Origin of the sequence: Xanthomonas hortorum pv. pelargonii (genome assembly GCF_024499015.1) — a bacterium.
In the GTDB taxonomy this organism is placed as follows: Bacteria; Pseudomonadota; Gammaproteobacteria; order Xanthomonadales; family Xanthomonadaceae; genus Xanthomonas; species Xanthomonas hortorum_B.
Map to the genome: position 1 here is coordinate 1,552,427 of NZ_CP098604.1, position 23,947 is coordinate 1,576,373.

Sequence of the window (23,947 nt, forward strand, 5' to 3'; positions counted from 1 at the left end):
AGGCTCATGCAGATGCCTCCACGATCTCGAAATCTGCCTTGAGGTCCATCATTCCCCAGAACAACATGGCTCTGGCGACATCGAGCACGATCGAGTCATAACGTCTGTCCAATGGCACCAATTCGGTCATTGGGTCGCCACTGGACACGCCCAGCGACACCAGATAATTTGCTTCATTCAGGTCCAGCGGCATGGTGAACTTGCAGACGATTACATCGCCAGCCTTGACGGCCATGCCTACTCTTCCCTCACTGGACAGGAAGGAGTTGGTCCCGTACAGAAATAATCCTTCGAGCGTTTTTACGAGAAAGCCTGGAACAACATTATCGAAATCGCGGTCAAACGCGATCTTCACATAGAACGCCGTCCTTGAGCCGCTCTCCAGCCGCGGCGGAAACTCCTGCCCTTCGCTGACAACCAAGTAATCGAGGATTCTTGCGCCGCCATGTCCCCAACGGTGCTCATTTGCGTTGTAGTAGGGCCGGGTGTGAAACACATCTTCGCTGCCGCCGGCCATCGCCTGCGGCGCGTCCTTGGTATCGGCCTGGAGTGAGGCGGGCTTCTGACCAAACAGCTCGTCCAGATAAAGATTGGATACATCGCGGGAGGGTCCGTCGGCATAAACCCGGCCTTCCTTGATCAGGATTGCACGATCGCAATGCTTGACGATATCACCCGCCGAATGGCTAACGAGAATGAGGGTCGTGCCTTCGTCCTTAAATGACTGGATGCGTTTGAAACATTTGGCCTGGAAGTACGCATCGCCCACCGACAATGCCTCGTCGACAATCAGGATGTCGGGACGAAAAGCAGTAGCAACGGCGAAGGCAACACGCACCTGCATGCCGCTGGAATAGGTACGCACCGGTTCATCAAAGTACTCTCCGATCTCAGCGAAATCCTGGATCTGTGGCAATACTGCATCGATCTGATCGCGCGCGTATCCCATCAGGCCTGCGGAGTGGCGCGCGTTCTCCCGCCCACTGAGCTCAGGATTGAACCCCATGCCAAGTTCCAGGATCGCGGCAATACGCCCGCGACGCACGATTCGCCCCTCGGTAGGCTGGGAAGTTCCCGTGATCAGCTTGAGCAGCGTGCTTTTGCCGGCACCATTGCGTCCCATGATGCCGATCGACTCGCCGGCAGCAATCGAAAAACCGACGTCTCTCAGAACCCAGTGCTCCTCGCGTGGCTTGACCTGCAGACCGAACCAGCTGGCGGCACGCAGCCATTCGCTGCCCCAGACGCGATAGGATTTCCCCAGTCCTTCAACCGTCAACATTGCGCTCATAGTGCATCCACCATTTCCGCGCTTGCGCGGCGGAAAACTACCAGAGACAAAGCGCCCAGCACCGCTGTCGCCGCCATCAACGGGAGAAGGTCGATCCACTCGGGAGAGCGCCCGTAAAGTAGGACCTGCTGATATGCGCTAACGAGCGGAAACAGCGGGTTGAGCTTGAACAATTGCTGCGTCTGCTCTGGAAGGATATCGATGGTGTAGACGATAGGTGTCACCCAGAACATCGCCTGCAGAACGACCGGTACAACCTGCCCAATGTCGCGCACGAAGACATTGAAGACGCCAAGCAGCAGTCCGATCGACATCGCAAAAGCCAGCGTCAGCAGCATCAGCAGCGGCAGCCATGCTGCTTGCGGCCCCAACGTGTGCCCCAAAATAGCGAAAACGATGAAGATCGCCAGGAATAGCAGAAGGTTGTTCACCATAACGGTGCCACCTGCAATGAGCGGAAGACAGATCCGCGGAAAGGCCTGCTTCTTCATGAGATTGCCGTTATCCACAAACAACGAAGCACATTTACCGATGCATTCGGCAAACAGGGTCCAGCAAAGCGTTCCGGCCATCAGGTACAGCGCGTAAGCAAACTTGTTGTTGACACCGGGCAGCTTCGCCGCAAGAACCTCAGAGAGGATCGTCGCAAAGATCAGTACCTGCATGAGCGGATGGATGATCATCCACAATGCGCCCAGCTTGCTCTGCACAAAACGGAGACGCAGATCGTTCCTGATCGACGACAGGATGAAGTAACGGAAGGCCCATACGGACCGGATCATGTCCAACGTTGCTACCTCAGAAATTGTTCAGCACTTTGTTGAAGCAGGTGCACGCAAATCGATGCATGCCTGGTTAAGGCCACAATGTTGCCTGTGCGGTCAGTCCATTACTTCGGTTACTTCCGCGACCCTTGCCAACAGGTGTCGCGCCGCACGCTCTGGTGAAAGTCGCAAGCGGATATCGTCTCTTGCCGCCATGCCCAGCGCGCGCGCGCGCTCTGGATCGTCGGCAAGGCGACGCATGGCATCAGCTGCACTTTCAATTCGCGGCTCGGCCCAGCGCGCGCCGTTCGAATCGGGATACTGCCCGGCAACTGAGACCAAATCGTACTCTACAAGACACGAGTTGCTCTCGGTCATGAATTCCATATTGCCCGACCATCCGGTAGCAATGACGGGCTTACCCAGCGACATGCACTCGGCAAGCCCCAGTCCGAAACCTTCAGCACGATGCAACGAAACATAGACGTCGCAGCATCGCTGAAGTGCACGCACATGCATTTTGTCGATCACCTCGTCACGTAACAGAATCCGTGAATCTCCCACCACAAGTGTGAGGAGTTCACGCATCTGCTCCAGGTACATGTGGCCGTTGCTTGACTTCAAAACGAGACGAACATCGTCACGGTCGCGTGGGAATGCCTGTTGAAATGCATGCACAACGGCTTGGGGATTCTTTCTGGTGACAAAAGAATGAAAGTCGAAAGTGAAAAGAAAGACGAACTTGTCGACTTCCAGCCCGAAGTCATGCCTCTGCAGGCCACTATCGCGGCAGTCGGACAACGGCAGAGGCAGCCGCATGATTGGCTTGTCTGTGATGCGTCGGAAGGCGTTCTCGATGAACTGTGAGGCAACCATGATCTCGTCCACTAGCGCGATGGCACCTAGCCAGCTCTGGGGAACCACTTCAAGCTCCCAGAACCAGCAGGCGATCACGTAGTGTCCCTTCATTCTCGCGCGACCGACGTGCTCGAACGCGGCCTCCAGGTAGTCAGGATTCACGAACACGACGCTAACCCGGTGCGGCATGCGCTGATCAATGAAGCCATCCATGCTCCGGTCCTGGCAGGAGTGTGGCTGCCCTATTTCCAGGTCATACAACGACACTGGAACCCCTGCATTGATGAGCGCGCGCGCATACATCCTGGCACTCTCTGCCAACCCGAACTCGCCGCGAATATAGCCAAGGATATTGATTCCCGCTGACGCATCGAACGTGGGCGGGACGCTCTCTTTCTCGACCCGCCAAGACGCATCGTTGCCGGTTGGGGCTTGCTCCCAGGCATCCGTGCGCCGAAAGCGCGTCTGGACAATGGAGCGGGCAGACAGAGCTGCCGATACGCGATCGCGCAAACTGCGCGGAAACAACCGATAGATGCTTTGCAGCCAGGACTGCTGACGTACCCATGCCTGCAGCTGAAGTCCCGCCAGCCCGGTTCGCCAGGAAGCAGAGATGCCCTGACGTCGCGGAGACGCCGTCATGGAGAACCGGAAGCCGCGAGCGCACGCTCTAAATCCCCCGCAAATCCCCCACGTCCTCAACACCCACACTCAGCCTGACCAGCGCATCGCTGATCCCAAGCTGTTCGCGGCGGGCCACGGGTATGGAGGCATGCGTCATCACCGCAGGATGATTCACCAGACTTTCCACGCCACCGAGCGACTCGGCCAGGGTGAAGAGTTCAGTGCGTTCGCAAAAACGCTTGGCCGCATCGAAGCCTCCCTTGAGGACGATCGAGACGATGCCGCCGAATCCGGACATCTGCGTTTTGGCCAATGCATGCTGCGGGTGCGAGCTCAGGCCGGGGTAGATCACCTTTTCGATCGCGGGGTGGGTTTCCAGCCACTGCGCCAGCGCCAGGGCGTTCTCGCAATGCGCGCGCATCCGTAGCGGCAGGGTCTTGAGGCCGCGCAGGGCGAGGAAGCTGTCGAACGGCCCTTGCACGCCGCCGATGGAGTTCTGCAGGAACGCCAGTTGCTCGGCCAGTTCGGCGTTGTCGCCGACCACTGCGATGCCGCCGACCATGTCCGAGTGGCCGTTGAGATACTTGGTGGCCGAGTGCACGACGATATCGGCGCCCAGCGCTAGCGGGCGCTGCAGCATCGGCGAGGCGAAGGTGTTGTCGACCACGATCAGCAGGCCGTGCTTGCGCGCGATAGCAGCAATGGCGGCGATGTCGACCAGCTTGAGCATCGGGTTGGTCGGGGTTTCGATCCACACCATCTTGGTGTCGGGGCGGATCGCAGCTTCGAAGGCGGCCGGGTCGGTCAGGTCGACGAAGCTGAAGTCCAGGCCAGCGGTGCGGCGGCGCACGCGCTCGAACAGGCGGAAGGTGCCGCCATACAGATCGTCCATCGCCACCACGTGGCTGCCGGCATCCAGCAATTCCATCACGGTGGAGGTGGCGGCCATGCCGGAGGCGAACGCGAACGCGCGCGTGCCGCCTTCCAGCGCGGCGACGCAGCGCTCATAGGCGAAACGCGTGGGGTTGTGGGTGCGCGAGTACTCGAAGCCCTGATGCTTGCCCGGGCTGGACTGCGCATAGGTGGACGTCGCGTAGATCGGCGGCATCACCGCGCCGGTGCTGGGGTCCGGCGACTGCCCTCCATGGATCGCCAGCGTGGCAAGCGAGAGTTCGCGCTCGCCATCGTGGCCGGTTGTGGTGCGATTGGACATGGAGGTTCCCGGAAAAAGTGGCGAATTGTAACAAGCAGGTCTGAATGGCCGGTGCCGCGCGTCTCATCCGGGCGCGCGGCGCTACCCGATCACTGCACGCGGCGGCGCAGGTAGTTGAGCAGGTCGATACGGGTGATCAGGCCCAGGAACTGGTTGCCGTCCATGACGATGGCGACCTGGCCGCGGTCGAACACCGGCAGCAGCGCTTCGATCGGGGAGGCGACATCCAGGCGATCGAGCTTGCTGACCATGGCGGTGGAGATCGGGTCGCGGAAACGCGCCTCGTCGCCGTACACATGCAGCAGCACGTCGCTTTCGTCGACGATGCCGACCAGCTCGCCGTCATCGATCACCGGCAGCTGCGAAACGTCGTACAGCTTCATCCGCTGATAGGCGGTGGTCAGCAGGTCTTTCGGGCCGACCACCACGGTGTCGCGCTTGTTGTACGGGCGCAGGATCAGGTCGCGCAGATCGCCGTGCTGCGGGCGCTCCAGAAAACCGTTGTCCAGCATCCAGTAGTCGTTGTACATCTTGGACAGGTACTTGTTGCCGGTATCGCAGACGAACACCAGCACGCGCTTGGGCGTGGTCTGCTCGCGGCAATACTTCAGCGCCGCGGCCAGCAAGGTGCCGGTGGACGAGCCGCCGAGGATGCCCTCCTTGGCCAGCAATTCGCGCGCGGTGTGAAAGCTTTCCGCGTCGGTGATCGAATAGGCCTTCTTGACCCGCGAAAAGTCGGAGATATCCGGCAGGAAGTCCTCGCCGATGCCTTCGACCAGCCAGCTGCCGGATTTCTCGCTGACGGTGCCTTCTTCGATGTACTGGGTCAGGATCGAGCCGACCGGGTCGGCCAACACCAGCTCGGTATGCGGCGAGGCGGTGGCGAACGCGCGCGACAGGCCGGTCATGGTGCCGGAGCTGCCGCAGCCGAACACGATCGCGTCCAGATTGCCGTCCATCTGCGCCAGGATTTCCGGCCCGGTGCCGAATTCGTGCGCGGCCGGGTTGTCCGGGTTGCCGAACTGATTGATGAAGTAGGCGCCGGGCGTCTCGGCGGCGATCTTGGCGGCCAGGTCCTGGTAGTACTCCGGGTGGCCCTTGGCCACGTCCGAGCGCGTCAGCACCACCTGGGCACCCATGGCCTTGAGGTTGAAGATCTTCTCGCGGCTCATCTTGTCCGGCACCACCAGGATCAACTTGTAGCCCTTCTGCTGCGCCACCAATGCCAGACCCAGGCCGGTGTTGCCGGCGGTGCCTTCGACCAGCGTGGCGCCAGGCGTCAGATCGCCGCGCTGTTCGGCCGCTTCGATCATCGACAGGCCGATACGGTCCTTGATCGATCCCCCGGGGTTGGCCGCCTCCAGCTTGAAGAACAGCTCGCAGACGCCGGTGTCCAGGTGCTGTGCCTTGACGATCGGCGTGTTGCCGATCAGTTCGAGTACGGAGGAGTGGATCGCCATCGGGATATCGTCGCTGCGCCGCGTGGGCTAGGCCGCCCATTATCCGACGAACGGCTGGGGAATGCTCATTCAGACTGGAAACGATCGCGCTCGCCTATGAACGAGCGTGCTCAGCCGCCGCTCCAACGGCCGCACATATAAAGACGCGGACGGTGGCGAGCCGACGAGGAGGCTGCCACCGCCCGCGGCGGTGAACTTGTTCTGGATGTGGGGAAGGATCAGTGCGTGCGCTGGTCGTACATCCGGGTGAGCTTTTCTTTGGCCTGCAATTTCTCGCGTTTCATCTGGCCCAAGGTCACGTCGTCGATCGGGAGCACCCCGAGTTCGGCATCCATGCATTTCTTGTTCAAGAGCTTGTGGCGTTGGTACAGCTGCTTGAACTCGGGATCGGACTTGACCAATGCGTCGATTTCGGTCTGCGGTTGCCCTTCGAACATGGCGTTACCTCCTTCACTTAAAACAAGAACGCCCCGGCCACGGATGGCACGGGGCGCAGCTTGGGGATGGAAGACTCGCGGATCACAATGGCAGGCGCACTGGCGGAACCAACAACCTTCCCACCGAATTGCATTGTTGCGTGCCCTTGCGTCACTGGCCCGGCCCTCCGTACTTCCAGGCAGCGGAGTGCTGCCCGGGAGTACGACCCTACGCCGGTCGCGGAGGGGGTTCAAGGCCAGAACGGCTGCTTTTGCCGTTCCCTGTGTCAATCAGTGACCGCGGTTCAACCGGGCGTCATGCCCGGGTTAAAAGACCTTAACTTCCAACCACTTGCATTACGGCGAGACAACCACCTCGGCAGCGCGCGTCTTGCTGGCGGCAGCCTTGGTCTCGCTGACCTGCAAGCGTGCACTGGCCACCCCGGCGGCGACCAGCGCATCGCGCACCGCTTCGGCCCGCTTCTTGGCCGTGGCTGCATCGCTGTCGAAACCGACAATGCTCACCCGACCCTTCTTGCCGATGTTCAGATACTCGGCCAGCGCCTTGGCCTGACCTGCAGCATCGCCAGACAGCGCGGTCTTGCCGCCAAACGCGCCGCTGCCCAACGAAAACACTTCGCCGCGGGGTTCGAACCTGGCGGAGGGCAACTTGGCCCCGGACACCAGTTCGGCTTCTTCGTGCGCCAGTTGCACGGCTTTTTGCTGAGCCGCATTGAGCTTGGCAGTCTGCTTGCCGGCCACGCTGGTCAGCGCCAGCTCGGCGTCCTGGCGGGCCAGGGTTTCCTGCTCGGCCGCCTGACGCATGCGCTCGGCCTCTTCGGCCTGGATCTGCGCCTGCACGCGCAGACGCTCGGCCTCTTGCCGGGCGCGTGAGGCATCCCGGCGGCTGGCTTCGATCAGCAGATCGTTGCGGGTGCCTTCCAGCCGGTCCAGCTCGCGCCGTGCCAGTGCGGTGCGGGCGGTGCGTTCGGCGATTTCGACCCGGCGGTCGGCCAGAAATACCAGTTCGTCGCGGTCGCGCCGCTTGGCTTCGGCCAGCGCCGCCACGATCTGCTGCGCCTGCAGCCGCTCGAAGCGGGCCAGTTCATTGGTCTGCGGGTCGTTCTGCAGCGCAGCCAGGCGCCGGTTGAGCGCGTCGGCCTGCGGGTCGTCCTTGGCGGCCATCGCCAGCGACGGCAGTGTGGCCAGGCTCATTACACCGATATAAAGAAGAGGACGCAGTTTCATCGGCCGCCCTCCCCGGTGTTGAGGCTGTTCTGCAGCTGCGCCACTTCCTTGCGGCGCTGTTCCAGCTGGGCGGTGACCACCGCTTCTTCGCTGCGGGCCTTGGCCAGATCGGCATCGGCAGCAGCGCGCAAGGCGATCTGCGGCACCTGCTTGCGCTGGCGCTTGTCCAGTTGCGCCTGCTGGGCCTGCATCAGTTCCTGTCGGGCCAGATTGACCAGATCGGGGGCGTATTGGTCGGCATCGGCCTGGGTGGCGCGTTGCACGGCCTGTTCGGCGGCGGTGAGCTCCGGTGCCACCTGGGCGGCGGCGGGAGAGGAAAGAACCATGAAACAGGCGATGCCATACAGGGATCGCCGCAAGTATGCGAAGCTAGCCGTCATTAGGGGAGCCGTAGCGAGAAGTCTCGAGCACGGCCATTGTCGGAAGCCTGCGGCGGACTTGCAACGAGACGCTGCTGTTTGTTGGGGAACCATTGCGCATGGATATCGGCTACTTCCTGAAGCTGATGACCGAAAAGAATGCCTCGGACATGTTTTTGACCACCGGCGCGCCGGTGTACATCAAGATCGAAGGCAAGCTCTACCCGCTCGGCAATACGGGGTTGCCGCCGGGGATGGTCAAGAAAATCGCCTACTCGTTGATGGACGAGGGCCAGGTGCCGCAGTTCGAGCGCGACCTGGAACTCAACATGGCCATCTCGCTGCCCGACGCCGGACGCTTCCGTGTGAACGTGTTCAAGCAGCGCGGCGAAGCAGGCATGGTGATCCGCGCCATCCGCAGCCGGATCCCGAGCATCGAAGAGCTCAATCTGCCGCAGGTGCTCAAGGACGTCATCATGACGCCGCGCGGCCTGGTGCTGCTGGTCGGCTCGACCGGTTCCGGCAAGTCGACCTCGCTGGCCTCGATGATCGACCACCGCAACAGCACCACCACCGGGCACATCCTCACCATCGAGGACCCGATCGAATACCTGCACAAGCACAAGATGTCGATCGTGAACCAGCGCGAAGTCGGCCTGGACACCCACACCTTCCAGAGCGCGCTGAAGAACGCGATGCGCGAGGCGCCGGACGTGATCCTGATCGGCGAAATCCTGGATGCCGAGACCATGGAGGCGGCGATCGCCTTCGCCGAGACCGGCCACCTGTGCCTGGCAACACTGCACTCCAACAATGCCGACCAGACCATCGAGCGCATTCTCAATTTCTTCCCGGAAAGCGCGCACAAGAACGTGCTGATGAATCTGGCGCTGAATTTGCGTGCGGTGGTCTCCCAGCGCCTGGTCAAGGGCCAGGACGGACGCCGCCGCCCCGCCACCGAAGTCTTGCTCAACACCCCGATGATTCGCGACCTACTGCGACGCGGCCAGGTGCACGAGGTCAAGGCGGCGATGGAAGAATCGCTGGAAGAAGGCATGCAGACCTTCGACCAATGCCTGTTCCGCATGGTCAAGTCAGGCGAGATCGAGCAGGAGGAAGCGCTGCGCGCCGCCGACTCGCGCGATGGTCTGGCGCTGAAGTTCCGCCTGTCCGAAGGCGGCTCCGGCGAGCACGACCCGTATGCGGATTACGAAACGGCCGCAACGCCCAAGATTAGCCACGGGTTTGTTTAGAACGACCAACAAAATGTAGCGTGCGGCCGCATGGCGTTGAGCGCAGTGGTTTTGTTGGTCGCATCTTGTTGGATGCAGTCAAAAGTCCTGAGCAAAACGCCTAGTCGGGTCGAGAGCGCGGTGCCCTCACCGCTCGCGGGACACGCCGTGAATCCGTCCATGGAGGCTCAGTGGCGGCATCCCATGCCGCCACATGGTCCCGCAATCGGCGAGGACACCGCACCAGAAAGTCTGTTGATTGCTTTGTTGAAAGCCATAAACACCGGCCATCTCCGATGGTCCTTGCCCGCCCACCGTCGCGGGACCTTACGCGGCATGGATGCCGCGTAAGGGCCTACACGGACGTACTTGCGGCGTGTCCCGCGAGGGTGGGCGGGCAAGGGCCCTGCAGCACTGCCGCAGATCAGCACCCTGCAGTAGACCGGCGTGAGCATCAGCGGCCGCACGTCGATGGCTTGGCGCGCCCTCTGCATTGCGGGAGACTGCCCGAAGGGCAGATGCGGCCGGCAACTCCCCGTTTCTACACTGCCGCGTCAGGCTGCACTTCCGGCCGCGCCGCATCGAACGCCGGCAGTGCCAGGCACGCCTGTTCGATACGTTGCAGGGTTGGATACGGCGTCAGATCGACGGCGAAACGGCGCGCGTTGTAGAGCTGCGGAATCAGCACGCAATCGGCCAGACCAGGCGTGTCGCCGTGGCAGAACGCGCCGGTGTGCAGGTCATTGCCCAACTGCGCTTCCAGTGCCGCAAACCCGCGCTGCATCCAGTGCTGCGTCCACTCCTGGCGTCGTGCGGCAGCCAGTTGCCATTCGCGTTCGAAAAACTGGGTGACGCGCAGATTGTTGAGCGGATGCACATCGCAGGCGATGACCTGCGCCAATGCACGCACGCGGGCGCGCTCGGCCGGCGCGGCGGGTAGCAACCGCGCACTGTCCGGGAACGCATCTTCCAGATATTCCAGGATCGCCAGCGACTGCGGAATCACCACCGTGCCATGCCGCAACGTGGGCACCAGTTCCTGCGGATTGAGCTGCGCATACGCCGGCGCGTGCTGCTCGCCGCCATCGCGCACCAGATGCACCGGATGCGCGATGTAGGCCAGCGCCTTCAACTGCAGGCCGATGCGCACGCGATACGCGGCGCTGGAGCGCCAGTACGAAAACAATTCCAGTGGCGCGCTCATGCCCTGCCCCGCGTGCAGTTATTCGTAGCGACCTTCGCAGACGCCTTTGCCGCTGTCATGGCAGCGGCTGACGTTCGATGCGCTGTTCGATCGCACCGAAGATGCTGGTGCCATCGGCATCGAACATTTCGATCCGCACCACATCCCCGAAGGACATGAACGGTGTGCTCGGCTTACCGTCGCGCAAGGTCTCCACCACGCGCTGTTCGGCAAAACACGAGGCGCCCAGCGTGGTGTCCTGGTTGGCGATGGTGCCGGATCCGACGATGGTGCCAGCCGACAGCGGCCGCGTTTTGGCAGCGTGGGCAATCAACTGTGCGAAGTCGAACTGCATGTCGTTGCCGGCTTCCGGCGCACCGAACCAGGTACCGTTGACGTGGGTGACCAGCGGCAGATGCACCTTGTTGTCGCGCCACGCCTCGTCCAACTCATCGACGGTGACGAACACCGGCGACAGCGCCGAGCGCGGCTTGGATTGCACGAAACCGAAGCCCTTGGCGAGCTCGGCCGGAATCAGGTTGCGCAGCGAAACGTCATTGACCAGCCCGACAAACTGGATGTGCGCTGCGGCCAATTCGGGCGATGCGCCCATCGGCACGTCGTCGGTGATCACCACCAGCTCGGCTTCCAGATCGATGCCGTGCTCCTCGCTGATCACCTTGATGGCGTCACGCGGGCCGTAGAAGCCCGCGCTGGTGGCCTGGTACATCAGCGGGTCGGTGTAGAAGCTCTCCGGCACCTCGGCATTGCGCGCACGGCGCACCCGCTCCACATGCGGCAGGTAGGCGCTGCCATCGACGAACTCGTAAGCGCGCGGCAGCGGTGCGGCCAGCGCCTGCAGATCCAGATCGAACACGCCATCGGCACTGCCCTCGTTGAGCGAGGCCGACAAGGCATTCAGGCGCGGCGCGACATTGCTCCAGTCCTCCAGCGCGCGCTGCAGCGTGGGCGCGATACCGGTGGCGCGCACCGCCGTGCGCAGATCGCGCGAGACCACGATCAGGCTGCCATCGCGGCCGCCTTCCTTCAGGGAACCTAGCTTCATGACCATCCTGTGCTGTGGCTGATCGGCCGATTGTACGGCCTGCTGCAACACTGGTTGAAGTTGAAACAACTGACCCGTAGCCCAACCGATGAACTCGCCTTTTGTGCAGCGCGCCAAACGCGCGTACACTTGCCGGGTCTGCATGCGGCCGTCCGTTTCCCTTAGGGACAGCCGGCGAGGCCAGGATCGATCGATCCGCTCGCCCGCCCCACCCGACGCCTTTCGTGGTGCCGACAAACCCATCGCTCTTTGATTGGGTTGTTCCACCATCTCGCAGCGCGGTTCACGGGAACGCTCCGAGCCTCACTTTTTTGCATCTGCAATGCGTCTGCGCTCCGGGCTCTGCCTGGTGGCGACGCTTTACTTGGAGCTTCCTGATGTCTTTTGAATCCCTGGGCCTTGCGCCCTTCCTGCTGCGCGCGTTGGCCGAGCAGGGCTATGAAACCCCCACCGCGATCCAGCAGCAGGCAATCCCGCTGGTGCTGGCAGGTCACGACCTGCTGGCCGGCGCACAGACCGGTACCGGCAAGACCGCCGCGTTCGGCCTGCCGCTGCTGCAGCACCTGGGCACCACGCCGCAGCCGGTCAACGGCCCGCGCAAGCCGCGCGCGCTGATCCTGACCCCCACCCGCGAGCTGGCCACCCAGGTGCATGACAGCCTGCGCGGCTACAGCAAGTACCTGCGCATTCCGAGCGCGGTGATCTACGGCGGCGTGGGCATGGGCAACCAGCTCGACACTCTGCGTCGTGGCGTAGACCTGCTGATCGCCTGCCCGGGCCGGCTGATCGACCATATCGAGCGTCGCAGCGTGGACCTGTCCGGCATCGAAGTGCTGATCCTGGACGAAGCCGACCGCATGCTCGACATGGGCTTTTTGCCGTCGATCAAGCGCATCCTGACCAAGCTGCCGCGCCAGGACCGCCAGACCCTGCTGTTCTCGGCCACGTTCGAAGAGAACATCAAGCAGCTGGCGCTGGAATTCATGCGCAACCCGATGCAGATCCAGGTCACCCCGAGCAACACCGTGGCCGAGAGCATCACCCACCGCGTGCACCCGGTCGATGGCGCGCGCAAGCGTGATCTGCTGCTGCACCTGCTGGCGCAGGACAGCCGCGAGCAGACCCTGGTCTTCGCGCGTACCAAGCACGGCAGCGACAAGCTGGCACTGTTCCTGGAAAAATCCGGCATCAAGACCGCGGCGATCCACGGCAACAAGAGCCAGGGTCAGCGTATGCGTGCCCTGAGCGACTTCAAGGCCGGCCGCGTGACCGTGCTGGTGGCCACCGATATCGCCGCGCGCGGCATCGACATCAACGAGCTGCCGAAGGTCATCAACTACGACCTGCCGATGGTGGCCGAGGATTACGTGCACCGCATCGGCCGCACCGGCCGTAACGGCTCCACCGGCGAGGCGATCTCGCTGGTGGCGCAGGACGAGGCCAAGCTGCTGCGCCAGATCGTGCGCATGCTGGGCCGCGACGTGGAAATCCGCGACGTGCCGGGCTACGAGCCGCAGACCCCGATCCGCTGGGGCAACAGCGCCCCGGGCCGTGCCGAACAGCCGGGTGGCGATCGCGCGCCGCGCAAGAGCCACGCCCGTCGTCCGCATGGCGAGGCACCGCGTCAGGCGCATGCGCATGCCGGCCCGAAGAAGCCAGGTGGTCAGCGCAGCAGCGGTCCGCGTCAGGCCGGTGTTGCCGCCGGTGCCGGCGCAGGCCGTCGCGATGGTGGCCGTGGTGGTCAGCGTCCGAGCGGCACGCGCTGAATCCTGCGCGCCGGTGCGACCGGCGCTTAGGCATGCGGTGAACTGAAAGGAAAAGCCGCCCTTCGGGGCGGCTTTTTTGTGGGCGCAAGCGGGGCAATGTGGGCATGACGCTAACGGCGCATTCCAAAGGTGTGCGACGCAGCTTGCTTCCACACGGATGGCACATGCCAGCCCGCGCGCGCGCTGCCTAGCCTTCGATCAACGCCGTATTGCGATCGATCGCCTCGCGATACCTATCCAGCACTGCGGCGGTCTGCACGATGTATTTGCTCAGATCGTCCCAACGCCGGTCTTCCAACGCTTCGCGAATACCCGGCAAGGTCTTGACCTCGTAGCCGGTGGCCAGGCCCGGTGCGTAGATCAGGTTCCGGTACCACGGCCGGCCCGGCAAACCACCTTCCGCCAGCAGGGTCTGGTCGATGCGCTGCAGCGAGGCATTGAGCTTGCCGCGCACGCCTGCATCAAGGTTGCCGCCGCGCGATGCGAGTGCATCGTCGTAACGCTTGGCGCTGGTTTGCAAGCGCGTAATCGCCTGATCCAATGCGGCGAAGTCGATCTGCGGCACCGCGGCTTTCGGCTCGGGGGCACGTTGCGGGCGATTGGGATTGTCGACCGCGGCGTAGGCACCGGCCTGCAACAACTCGGCCTGCGTGCGTGCGGCAGTGCGGTCGCTATCGGCCTGCTGCTTGAGCTCCTGCGCGTAACCGGCCACCGCATCGGCAAAATCGCCGAAACGCTGCGGCAACACCGGTGCATTTGCCACGCGCAACACGGTGCGGCCTACGGTCTGCGACAGCAGCGGCAGATAGCTGAAGTCCGGGTCGATGTAGCGCGCGAAGTAATCGTAGGAGTCGTACAGCGAGTGATAGACACCGCTCCCGCCGCCCTGCCCGCCATAGCCCAGATCCAGCGTCGCTAATCCCAGATGCTGCAGGAACGGGCTGTAGTCGCTGCCCGAGCCCAGCGCCTTGAGCGGCACATCGCCACCGGCCGCGACCTGCTTGGCGATGTCCTTCTGCGCCGGCTTGGCGGTGGGTGCCAAGGCATCGATACGGGCACGTGCGCGTTGACGTTCGAGCACGCTCACGCCGCTGTCGGGGTCGCGCAGATCCGCTGCCACGCCGTTGACCAGCCGCTGCAGCGCATGGCTGCCGCCGGCGTTGAGAAAGCCACGCCCATTGCCGTCGGTGTTGACGTACAGCACCGCCTTGCGGCGCAGTTCGTCGGCGTGCTGTTCGGCCCACTCTGTGGAGCCGAGCAGGCCGGCTTCTTCGCCGTCCCAGCTGGCATACACGAGCGTGCGCTTGGGGCGCTGGCCTTGCTTGGCCAGCTCACCGATTGCCTTGGCTTCGGCCAGTAATGCGGTGGTGCCCGACAAAGGATCGGCCGCACCGAACACCCAGCCGTCGCGGTGATTGCCGCGCACCACCCACTGGTCCGGATACTCGCTGCCACGCAGGGTGGCGATGACGTTGTAGATGGTCTTGCTGCCCCAATCCGCATCGACCTTGAGATGCACGCGCGCGGTGTCATCGCCGCCGATGCGGTAGGTGATCGGCAAGGCGCCGCGCCAGTCTTCCGGTGCCACCGGCCCGCGCAACGCGGCCAGCAAGGGCTGCGCGTCGCCCCAGCTGATCGGCAGCGTGGGAATCTTCAACACGCTGCCGGCCTGCTCGATCTTCAGGCGTTTGGCGCCCTTGCTGGCGCCGATGCCCGGGGTGAGCGGATCGCCGGGATAGATCGCGAAGTTGGCGACCGAGCCGCGTTGCACGCTCCACTGGTTGCGCGCCGGTCCATCCGGATACGCCTGATCCTGGAAGTAGCCGTCGTCGCGCGGATCGGAATAGATGATCGCGCCGATCGCGCCGTGCTCCTGTGCCAGCCGCGGCTTGAGCCCGCGCCAGCCCTTGCCGTAGCGGGCAATGACGATCTTGCCGCGTACATCCACGCCGTTGCGCGCGAGCGCTTCGTAGTCTTCGGCGATGCCGTAATTGACGTAGACCAGGTCGCCGGTGACATCGCCATTGCCGCCATAGATCACATACGGTGGCAGCACGTTGTCGGTCTGAGTAGAGGTACTGTCGCCCGGCAGCGGCGGCTCCTTGAGACGGGCGACATACGGTTTGGCGCCAAGCAGTTCCAGCTGCGAGGTCTTGGGCGAGGGCCACAACACTTCGAAGGTTTCGATGCGCGCATCCCAGCCGTAGGCGCGCAGGCGCGTTTGCAGATCGCGGGCGTTTTCAAGGTTATGCGGCGAGCCGACGTGGTTGGGCGCCGACGCCCATTGCTTCAACCAGCCGCGATAATCGGCGTCCTTCAATCCGCTATCGAAACGTGCTTCCAGCGCGCGTTGTGCCTGCGCGGCAGCGGCGTCGTAACCCGGCAGTGCGGCGGGTTGGGCCGCAGGTTGTGCGGCCAGGGCAGGCGCGACGAATGCCAGGGCGAGTAGCCAGGCGTGCTGCGAAGAGGTCATCGTAGTTCCTTGAATAAAGTGTCCGGGGTAAACGGCGATTGGTTTGATACAGGGCGCTGGCGAGCACACAGCCACCATCGCACGGCCGCACACGGGCCGTGCGTGCGCCGATCAGAATCGATAGTCCAGGCCCACGGTGAAATAGCGCCCACGCAGGTCGTACTGGGTGAAGTCGTACGGCGCGCGAATACCCGGGAACGAGGCATCCACCGGCGGCTGCTTGTCGGCCAGATTCTCGATCTTGGCGTATAGCGTGAGCTTGTCGATGCCGGTGTAGCCCAGATACAGATCGAACTGGTTGTAGTCGCCCACGCGCGACTGCAATGCACTGGCCGCCGCGCTGGCCTTCTGGTCGAAGCCGCCGGTGTAGTACCAGGTCAGCGCTGCACTGATCGTGCCCAGATTCCAGTCCAGCGTGGTGGTCGCCTTGTTGCGCGGCAACGACGGGCCGAGATTGCTGCCGGCGTAATCCTGCAATGGGCCACCGACTACGGTGGGGCGGCGGTAATCGCGCACGTGGGTGTAGGCGGTATTAAGCCCGAAGTTGCCGGCAGCTGCGGTGCGCCAGCGCTGGCGCAATTCGACATCGATACCGGAGGTGGTCAGCTCGCTGAGGTTTTGATAACGGTTGTACACCGCCACCAGCGTGCCGCGCTCGTTGCGGATGACATCGGCCGGGTTGTTGTTCTGCACGATGGTGGCGTTGTTGCCGGTGCCGACCAGATTCTCCAGTTCAATCTTGTACCAGTCCACGCTTAGGCTGGTGTCGGCCCACGGCGACAGCACCACACCGAAGTTGTAGCTGCGCGTGCGCTCCGGGTTGAGCTCGGTGTTGCCGACGGTGAAGAAGGTCGGGTTCTGGCGCGAGCCCGGCACGTCCGGATCGAACGGATCGACCACCGAGCCGTAGGAGATATTGGTGCTGGCCGCATTCTCCGACAGCGACGGTGCGCGAAAGCCACGCGAGGCGGCCGCGCGTACCAGCACGGCATCCAGTGGTTGCCAGCGCAAACTGGCCTTGGGCGAAAACGCATTGCCGAAGTCGCTGTAATGATCGCCACGCCCGGCCAGTTGCAGTTCCAGCGATTGCAGCAGCGGCAGGTTGACCTCGGCATACAGCGCCGACACCTTGCGCTCGCCGTCCACCGCGGCAATCGCTGGGCGGATCTGCAAGCCCTGATCGATCTGCAACGGATTACGCGAGACCAATTCTTCCTGACGCCATTCGGCACCGGCGGCGAATCCGACGCTGCCGGCCGGCAGTTCGAACAGATTCCCGGACACTTTTGCATCGACGCCGCGCAGCGTCGATTGCGCCGGGCGTAGCGTGCTGAGGTTGATGCCGTCGATCACCGATTGCGGCGTGGCCGATGGATCGAGCAGGTTGTAGCTGCCGTCGGCCAGCGCCTGCGCCAACGTAAAGCGATTGGCGAAGCCACCGGACACGGTTTCGTGCTCGGTGCTGCGCGCGGCGAACGCCGCCGCTTCCCAATCCCAGCGTTCGGTCTTGCCGCGCACGCCGCCGAGAAACCGGTAGGACTGCGAGCGATTGGTTTTGACCGTCTGGCCCAGATCGAAGAAGGTGTATTCGATCGGCACCGCGGTGCCGTACGGGTTGTACGGGCTTGAGACCGGCAATAAATTGGACACCGGCTCGGCCAGCCCGGTGCTGGCGTTCAATGCGAAGCGGCCACCTTCCAGGGTGAAGTACGGGCTGGAGCCGAAGATCGACACGCCCTTGACCTCGCTGTAGAGCGCCTCGCCAAACGCTTCGACAGTGTCGCTGAGCCGGAAGGTGGCGTTGGTGTAGGCCTGATAGCGCTTGGTCGAGGGGATCAGCGTGGTGAACGGGGCCTGATTGAAGCCGCAGGTGTCGCCGGCCAGGCCGTCGATCGGCGCGCTGGCGGTGAGCACCGTGCCGGTGGGGCAGTTGCCTTGCGCATCCAGCATCGGCACCGAGCGGCCGCCGACCAGATAGCGCGCGCCCTTGGCTGACCAGCCGTTCCAGCGCCCGCCGGGAAGATCGGTATAGATGCCCGAGCGGGTCAGTTCGCGCTGGTCCTGATCCAGCCGGTCGCGGTTGTAGGCGTCGAAACTGAAAAGGATGTTGTAGCCGTCGCTGTCCAGATCGCCGATGCCGCCGATGAACTTGGCGCGCTGGGTGTCCATGCCGCCCTGATCGGAGGTGCCGCCGCTGATGCCGAGTTCGGCGCCCTGAAAATCCTGCCGGGTGATGATGTTGACCACCCCGGCCACCGCATCGGAGCCGTACACGGCAGAGGCGCCGTCCTTGAGCACTTCGATGCGTTCCACCGCCACCAGCGGCAGCGCGTTGAGGTTGACGAAGGTGTCGCCCAGGCCATTGGCAGGAAAGCCGTAGTTGGCCAGGCGGCGTCCGTTGAGCAGCACCAACGTGTTCTTCTGCGACAGCCCGCGCAGGCCGATGCCGGCCGAGCCGGAGGCCCACCCGTTGTTGGTGGTCTCGTTGGTGGCATTGCCGGTGTTGGCGGAGATCGAGCGCAGTGCGTCGGCCACGGTGACCTTGCCCGACTGCTCCAGCTGCTGGCGGTCGATCACCTGCACCGGGTTCGGGCCTTCGCTGTCGGTGCGCTTGATGTTGGAGCCGGTGACGCTGACGGTGGCCAGAGTCTTGCCCGTGTCGGGTGTCGCGTCGTCGGCATGAGCGAGGGGAATCAGCGCCGAGAGAATGGCAAGGGACAGCAGGTAAGGCGTAGGGCGCTTCACGCACGGCATCCATGAATGGGGGTTTTGCAGTGGGCCATGCGCGATTGATTAACAAAAATTACATAACTGCATAGGGATATGACGCGCTGTGACACACGCTGGCGGCCAGACGCGGTAAGACACGCGTCGGACGTCGTGCGCTGCGTGTGGCGATTGAGCACATCGAGAACAACGCGCTGCTGTTTGTCTTCAAGAGCTCGCAGATGGGCTGTCTCGCTGCGATTGGCACAGCCCGAAAAGCACTGGCGCACTTACAATGGCGCGCATGGATATCTTCAAAGTCTTTACGCTCGAAGCCGCGCATCGGCTTCCCAATGTGCCGCCCGGCCACAAGTGCGCCCGCTTGCACGGGCATTCCTTCCGGATCGAGCTGCATGTCAGCGGCGAGCCGGGTGCCGAGACCGGCTGGATCATGGATTTCGGCGACATCAAGGCCGCCTTCAAGCCGATCTACGACCGCCTGGACCACCACTACCTCAACGACATCGAGGGATTGGAGAACCCGACCAGCGAGCGTCTGGCGATCTGGATCTGGCAGCAGCTCAAGCCGGCGCTGCCGCAGTTGAGCGAGATCGTGGTGCACGAAACCTGCACGTCCGGCTGCCGTTATCGCGGCTGATCGTCTGGCGCAATCGCGTGACGCAAGGCCGCCTACTGGGCGGCTTTGCCGTTTCTGCGGCCTGGATAACTTGTTGATCCCAAAAGCCTCTTGAAGCCGTTTTGGAAATTTTCAGCAAACGTGTTGCATCGCAACAATATCCGCGTATGCTGCAACGCAACAAACGGTCACAGCATTCCCCAAGGGGTTCGCAATGTCGGCGCAGTTCGAAAACGGCTTCAGCAGTTTTGCTTCCGCAGCGGCACGCGCCAACCAGTTGGCGATGGAACACGCAGAAAACGCGTTTGGCCTGCAACTCAAGACCTTGGAGCAAAACGTGAGCGCGACCACCAGCTTCTTCGGTGAGTTTGCCCAGGCACGCGACCTGGGCGCCTACCAGACGCTCTGGCCGAAGGGGCTGCAACTGGCCCGCGACAACCTGGAACGTCTGGCGTCGGTCAATCAGGAAGTGGTCGGCTTGGGCTTGAAGGCTTCCGATGCGCTCGGCCAACTGGCCAAGCAGCAGTTCGACGCCAACAACGAGCAAGCGAGCAAAGGCAACACCCGGCGCAAGTAACCGCCACCAAAATTCAGCGTCTTTGCATGGGTCCCTCCCCCCATGCAATCCGGCCCGACAGATCCCTCCCTCTGTCGGGCTTTTTATTGTCTGATCGCTGGCTTAGCCCAAGTCATCGGACCATGCAGTCACCAAGACAGAGTCGCGGCCTCTCGACGGTTTTTCGTGCCGGTGTCGCTTTGCGATGCCCACCTGGCTGTCAGAGAACCGTGCGGTAAATGGTCAACGCTTTAACGGTCTGGACGAGTCCTTGCCGTAGCAGCACCTCCAGATAGCGCTCCACTTCCATCCCTGGATTGGTCAGCTGTGCACGCTGGCGTTGAGCGGCAGAGACAACGGCCGCCTGGTCCAGATCGAACAGATTCTCAATGAACTCGTCCGGGTGCTGCGCCTCGATCCCAAAGGGAGCGAGCGTGGCGGACGGGAAATCTTTCAGGTTGAAGGTGACGATCACGCTGGCGCTGCAGCGGATCGCAGCGGCCAGCACGTGGCGATCATCTGCATCGGGCAGCTGCAGCCCTGCTATCAACGGTTCGTGGCCAGTCACCAGGGCATCCGGAATGGCTCGGTCCATCAGCGCCGAGGTACGGTCCACCTGCTCTGCTGTGAGGTCGCGCCGGTTGAGCAATAAATTGCGCTTCCATTCCTGGTGGATTTGCACGCTCCAGCGCGCACGGAACCTGCCCGATAGTCCCAGCCACATCAACAAGTCCCGGAGCGGCGCCGGGTAAAGCACGCACGCATCGTAGACTGCGGTGAATGGCGAATGCCTCACTGATATCCCAGCGCCAGCTCCTGGGCCTGCGTGGCCAGTTCCTGCATGGCCTGCTCACTGGCGCGCTCACGTTCGCGCTTGAACTGCATCAGGTCGGCAAAACGTACGCGGCGATGTCTGCCGGTGCGGTGGAACGCCAGCGCGCCCTCTTCCATCAACTTGACCATATGCGGCCGGGAAACGTTCAGCAGATCGGCAGCTTCCTGGGTGGTCAACTCGGCGTGGATGGGCACCACCTGCACCGCATTGCCATCGGCGAGCTCGGCCAGGATATCCATCAGCAGACGCAGTGCGGAGGTGGGCAATTCCACCTGATGGGCCTGGTTCTGGTCGTCGAAGATCTGGATGCGCTGGGTTTCGAAGCTGGTGGCAAGGTAGGCCGCCAAGGCGCGTTGGCCTTGCACTGCAGCGGCGACCTCGCGCTCGACAGGCAGGACCATCTTGGACGGAGCAATGTTCGACATGTGAGCACGCTGGTGCAACGGAAACGGAGTCCAGCATAAACGAAATGCCGAATATCCGAAATAAACGAAACGCATTTCTTGTGATGGCGTGCTCTCTCTCGCCATCCTGAGATAGCTACCCGCCTGATTGCCCCAACCTCACTGCGGCAGCTGCAGCCCCTTGGCCTGGGTTGCAGCATCGGCACCCGGACGCCATGCGATCCGGCCCCAGCACGGCATCGCCAGGCGCTGGCGCAGCATGTCGATGTTCTCTTCGATGCGCTCCATCTGCGGATCGATTTCGTTGGCGATCCAGCCGATGCAGTCCAGCCCATCGGCGGCGATGGCGGCGGCAGTCAGGCGCGCGTGATTGATGCAGCCCAGCCGCACGCCGACCACCAGCATGACGGGGAGCTTGAGCTTGCGGACCAGATCGGCCTGGTCCAGATCGGCGCTCAACGGGGCAGCCCAGCCGCCGACGCCTTCGACCACCACCACCTCGGCCTGCGCGCGCAATTGCGCGAAGGCGCGGGCGATCGGCTCCAGCGACAAGGTGACGCCGACATCGGCGGCGGCCAGCTCCGGCGCCAGCGGGGCCGGCAAGGCATAGGGATTGAGAGTGGCGTAGTCGGGTTGCGGGTCGCTGGCGGCCTGCAGCGCCAGGGCGTCCTCGTTGCGCCAGCCGTGCGCGGTTTGCTCGCAGCCGCTGGCGACGGGCTTCATGCCCACGGCGGTGTGCCCGCGTGCGCGCAATGCGTGCAGCAACGCGGTGCTGCCCATGGTCTTGCCGATGCCGGTGTCGGTGCCGGTGACATAGAACGCCGAAAGCTGCATGCGTTTGGTTCCTGCGGCCACGCCGCGGTTGCAGTGAGGGCGCGCAGCATAGCGTGCCGATCCGAACGGAACGCTGAGTCGCAACGACCCTGCGGATGGCCGCTGCTAGACTTCGACCATGTTCGCAACTTCTTCGCTGACCGGCAGCAAGCCGGAACAATACGCCCAGCTCACCGCCCAGGCCCAGGCACTGGTGCACGGCGAGCCGGATCGGATCGCCAATGCCGCCAACCTGGCCGCCTTGATCTTCAATTCGTTGCCGTCGCTCAACTGGGCCGGCTTCTACTTTTACGACGGCCGCGAGCTGGTGGTGGGGCCGTTTCAGGGCTTGCCGGCCTGCGTGCGCATCCCGCTGGACAAGGGTGTGTGCGGCGCGGCCGCCAGTACCCGGCTGAGCCAGCGCATTGCCGACGTAGATGCCTTCCCAGGGCATATCGCCTGCGACTCGGCGTCGCGCTCGGAGCTGGTGATTCCACTGGTCAAGGGCGATGCGCTGATCGGCGTGCTGGATCTGGACAGCCCGGAGCTGGATCGCTTCGATGCCGACGATCAGCGCGGCCTGGAAGCCATTGCGCAAGTCTTTGTCGGCGCGCTGACGTGACCACCGAACGGCTGCGCAACATCGGCCCGAAAAGTGCGGCGTGGCTGCGTCAGGTCGGCTTGCGCACGCAGGAGGATCTGCAGGCGGTGGGGGCGGTGGGCGCGTTCGTCAAAGTGCGCCGCGCCGGCTTCAAGCCCAGCCTCAATCTGCTGTATTCGCTCGAGGGTGCGTTGACCGACTGCCATTGGCAAGAGGTGCCCGAAGCGCGGCGGAATGCCTTGCTGGCCGAGTACGAAGCGGCCAGCGCGCTGCTACCGGTGCGTGGACGCGCGGTGGGTGGGCCGGTGGAGACCGTGCACTACGCGCGCGCCGATAACGACGATACGCATGGCGACATGCGTGAGGCAGCCGATGACGATGCGGCAACAGGCGAGACGCACGACGATTGAGCGTCTGTGCCGAGTTGCAGTAGCGGTGCGCGCGGGGCGATAGTGATGCGCTCGGCAGCAGCGTGATTATTGATTTCTCGAGCGATCTATCTTCGATCGCTCGATGGCGTCATCAACGCGTCGCTGCATCCCGTAACGTTGGCGCAAGCGATGCACCCAGCGTCTGACCATGGCTAAGGCCGGGTAGCGGTTGGTACTCGGCGGTGAGGCCGGGTAACGACGACAACAGCGTGACGAGATTCCGTGCAGCGCGTGGGTCTGCACGTGGCCGCCCGGGACGATCTGGTGTTGCATCTTGTCCCGGTGGCCTGCCCTCTCCTGCCATCAGCGTCAAACGACGCTTCGATGGCTGCATGTCTGCAGAAGCTGCTTGTGCGTGATCCACCACGCGCCGCGCCTGCTGGACGATAAACCCATCGCCCCACCACAGAGAGGGATCGACCGCGACGTAGTGTTGAAACAGCTGCGGCTGCGTCAACAACATCTGCAGCACGAACAGCCCGCCATACGAATGGCCCCATAGCGTTTGCCGCTGACGATCCACCGACACGCGCGCTTCCACCTGCGGGCGAATGCGTGTGGCGATCAGTTGCGCGAATGCGGCCGCGCCGCCGGTCCTGCGCTGTGGATTCAGCGGATCGGTTTCCACACGGCCATCGGTAAAACGCGCAGGCGTGTAATCCAGACTGCGCCCCACCGCATCGATGCGCAGCGCACTGTCGTCGGCGATGAACACCAGCACCGGTGCAACGCCGTGCGTGGACAGGCTGTCGAGCAGGCGCTCATCCAGTTCCATCAATGCCGCATTGCCATCCAGCAGATACACCACCGGATATCCCGCAGCGGGCGCTGCTGCCTTGGGTGTGGCAATCCGCACGCGGTAACGGCGTTGGCCATCGACCGAGTCCAGACGCAAGTCACTGAAGACATACGAGGCGCTGGGACGATCGGCGACGGTACTGCCGAGCGTGTGGGTCAGATCCGGCTGTGCGAACAATGGCGTCATGCCGACGATCCACATCAGCACACCGG

22 protein-coding genes are annotated in these 23,947 nt (G+C 63.3%); 6 read left to right on the forward strand and 16 right to left on the reverse strand.

The genetic code is table 11. From position 1 onward, the window contains the following. Positions 1-4: 4 nt before the first annotated feature. The 8 genes from NDY25_RS06900 to NDY25_RS06935 form a co-directional block, all read right to left on the reverse strand. A complete protein-coding gene (locus NDY25_RS06900) occupies positions 5-1,291 on the reverse strand; it encodes an ABC transporter ATP-binding protein (protein ID WP_168957162.1) in 1,287 nt (428 codons plus the stop codon). Further along, the gene (locus NDY25_RS06905) at positions 1,288-2,073 is read right to left on the reverse strand and encodes an ABC transporter permease (protein ID WP_023902501.1); all 786 of its coding nucleotides are present in this window, start codon (positions 2,071-2,073) and stop codon (positions 1,288-1,290) included. The genes NDY25_RS06900 and NDY25_RS06905 overlap by 4 nt, the downstream gene beginning before the upstream one ends. Positions 2,074-2,172: 99 nt before the next feature. Next, complete coding sequence (locus tag NDY25_RS06910; protein WP_168957163.1) at positions 2,173-3,555, reverse strand: glycosyltransferase family 4 protein; 1,383 nt, start codon at positions 3,553-3,555, stop codon at positions 2,173-2,175. A gap of 28 nt (positions 3,556-3,583) precedes the next feature. After that, complete coding sequence (locus NDY25_RS06915; protein ID WP_343243422.1) at positions 3,584-4,750, reverse strand: cystathionine gamma-synthase; 1,167 nt, start codon at positions 4,748-4,750, stop codon at positions 3,584-3,586. A gap of 89 nt (positions 4,751-4,839) precedes the next feature. Further along, positions 4,840-6,210 carry a pyridoxal-phosphate dependent enzyme gene (locus tag NDY25_RS06920; RefSeq protein ID WP_074056614.1) on the reverse strand — a complete coding sequence of 457 codons (1,371 nt, stop codon included), beginning with the start codon at positions 6,208-6,210 and terminating at the stop codon, positions 4,840-4,842. Between the two features lie 218 nt (positions 6,211-6,428). Further along, on the reverse strand, positions 6,429-6,647 hold the full coding sequence (locus NDY25_RS06925) for an HP1242/YdcH family protein (RefSeq protein ID WP_168957165.1): 219 nt from the start codon (positions 6,645-6,647) through the stop codon (positions 6,429-6,431). Positions 6,648-6,983: 336 nt separating this feature from the next. After that, a complete protein-coding gene (locus NDY25_RS06930; protein WP_168957166.1) occupies positions 6,984-7,874 on the reverse strand; it encodes a hypothetical protein in 891 nt (296 codons plus the stop codon). Beyond that, positions 7,871-8,254, reverse strand: coding sequence for a DUF4398 domain-containing protein (locus NDY25_RS06935; protein ID WP_006449646.1), 384 nt, complete (start codon positions 8,252-8,254; stop codon positions 7,871-7,873). Before NDY25_RS06935 ends, NDY25_RS06930 begins: the two co-directional genes overlap by 4 nt. Positions 8,255-8,352: 98 nt before the next feature. Here NDY25_RS06935 and NDY25_RS06940 point away from each other — a divergent pair, with 98 nt between their 5' ends. Further along, positions 8,353-9,486: a PilT/PilU family type 4a pilus ATPase gene (locus NDY25_RS06940; RefSeq protein ID WP_168957167.1), complete on the forward strand. Its 1,134-nt coding sequence runs from the start codon at positions 8,353-8,355 to the stop codon at positions 9,484-9,486. A gap of 520 nt (positions 9,487-10,006) precedes the next feature. Here the strand turns inward: NDY25_RS06940 and maiA are convergent. Then, positions 10,007-10,669, reverse strand: a complete 663-nt coding sequence (gene maiA / locus NDY25_RS06945) for a maleylacetoacetate isomerase (protein WP_168957168.1) — start codon at positions 10,667-10,669, stop codon at positions 10,007-10,009. A gap of 55 nt (positions 10,670-10,724) precedes the next feature. Beyond that, on the reverse strand, positions 10,725-11,783 hold the full coding sequence (locus NDY25_RS06950) for a fumarylacetoacetate hydrolase family protein (protein ID WP_180336499.1): 1,059 nt from the start codon (positions 11,781-11,783) through the stop codon (positions 10,725-10,727). Between the two features lie 308 nt (positions 11,784-12,091). Here NDY25_RS06950 and NDY25_RS06955 point away from each other — a divergent pair, with 308 nt between their 5' ends. Then, entirely contained in the window at positions 12,092-13,480 is a 1,389-nt protein-coding gene (locus NDY25_RS06955) for a DEAD/DEAH box helicase (RefSeq protein ID WP_168957170.1), read from the forward strand. 187 nt (positions 13,481-13,667) lie between these two features. Here NDY25_RS06955 and NDY25_RS06960 read toward each other — a convergent pair whose 3' ends face one another. Together NDY25_RS06960 and NDY25_RS06965 are read right to left on the reverse strand one after the other, a co-directional pair. Beyond that, on the reverse strand, positions 13,668-15,953 hold the full coding sequence (locus NDY25_RS06960) for a transferrin receptor-like dimerization domain-containing protein (protein ID WP_256627849.1): 2,286 nt from the start codon (positions 15,951-15,953) through the stop codon (positions 13,668-13,670). 111 nt (positions 15,954-16,064) lie between these two features. Then, positions 16,065-18,698 carry a TonB-dependent receptor gene (locus NDY25_RS06965; protein ID WP_233366295.1) on the reverse strand — a complete coding sequence of 878 codons (2,634 nt, stop codon included), beginning with the start codon at positions 18,696-18,698 and terminating at the stop codon, positions 16,065-16,067. A gap of 265 nt (positions 18,699-18,963) precedes the next feature. Here NDY25_RS06965 and queD point away from each other — a divergent pair, with 265 nt between their 5' ends. After that, entirely contained in the window at positions 18,964-19,317 is a 354-nt protein-coding gene (gene queD, locus NDY25_RS06970) for a 6-carboxytetrahydropterin synthase QueD (protein WP_043888904.1), read from the forward strand. Between the two features lie 193 nt (positions 19,318-19,510). Further along, positions 19,511-19,873, forward strand: a complete 363-nt coding sequence (locus tag NDY25_RS06975; RefSeq protein ID WP_006450461.1) for a phasin family protein — start codon at positions 19,511-19,513, stop codon at positions 19,871-19,873. A 199-nt stretch (positions 19,874-20,072) separates the two neighbouring features. Here the strand turns inward: NDY25_RS06975 and NDY25_RS06980 are convergent, their stop codons facing one another. From NDY25_RS06980 to bioD, 3 genes are all read right to left on the reverse strand, one after another. Then, positions 20,073-20,576, reverse strand: coding sequence for a PIN domain-containing protein (locus tag NDY25_RS06980; RefSeq protein ID WP_233366293.1), 504 nt, complete (start codon positions 20,574-20,576; stop codon positions 20,073-20,075). Positions 20,577-20,644: 68 nt separating this feature from the next. Next, the gene (locus tag NDY25_RS06985; RefSeq protein WP_168957174.1) at positions 20,645-21,112 is read right to left on the reverse strand and encodes a helix-turn-helix domain-containing protein; all 468 of its coding nucleotides are present in this window, start codon (positions 21,110-21,112) and stop codon (positions 20,645-20,647) included. Positions 21,113-21,250: 138 nt separating this feature from the next. Beyond that, on the reverse strand, positions 21,251-21,925 hold the full coding sequence (gene bioD / locus NDY25_RS06990; protein ID WP_168957175.1) for a dethiobiotin synthase: 675 nt from the start codon (positions 21,923-21,925) through the stop codon (positions 21,251-21,253). A 118-nt stretch (positions 21,926-22,043) separates the two neighbouring features. On the opposite strand from bioD, the gene NDY25_RS06995 reads away from it, so the two are divergent. Both NDY25_RS06995 and NDY25_RS07000 read left to right on the forward strand, forming a co-directional pair. Next, positions 22,044-22,526: a GAF domain-containing protein gene (locus NDY25_RS06995; protein ID WP_168957176.1), complete on the forward strand. Its 483-nt coding sequence runs from the start codon at positions 22,044-22,046 to the stop codon at positions 22,524-22,526. Further along, a complete protein-coding gene (locus NDY25_RS07000) occupies positions 22,523-22,915 on the forward strand; it encodes a TfoX/Sxy family protein (RefSeq protein ID WP_168957177.1) in 393 nt (130 codons plus the stop codon). The genes NDY25_RS06995 and NDY25_RS07000 overlap by 4 nt, the downstream gene beginning before the upstream one ends. Before the next feature lie 112 nt (positions 22,916-23,027). Here the strand turns inward: NDY25_RS07000 and NDY25_RS07005 are convergent, their stop codons facing one another. After that, positions 23,028-23,936, reverse strand: coding sequence for an alpha/beta hydrolase (locus tag NDY25_RS07005; protein ID WP_425510784.1), 909 nt, complete (start codon positions 23,934-23,936; stop codon positions 23,028-23,030). Positions 23,937-23,947: the final 11 nt, after the last annotated feature.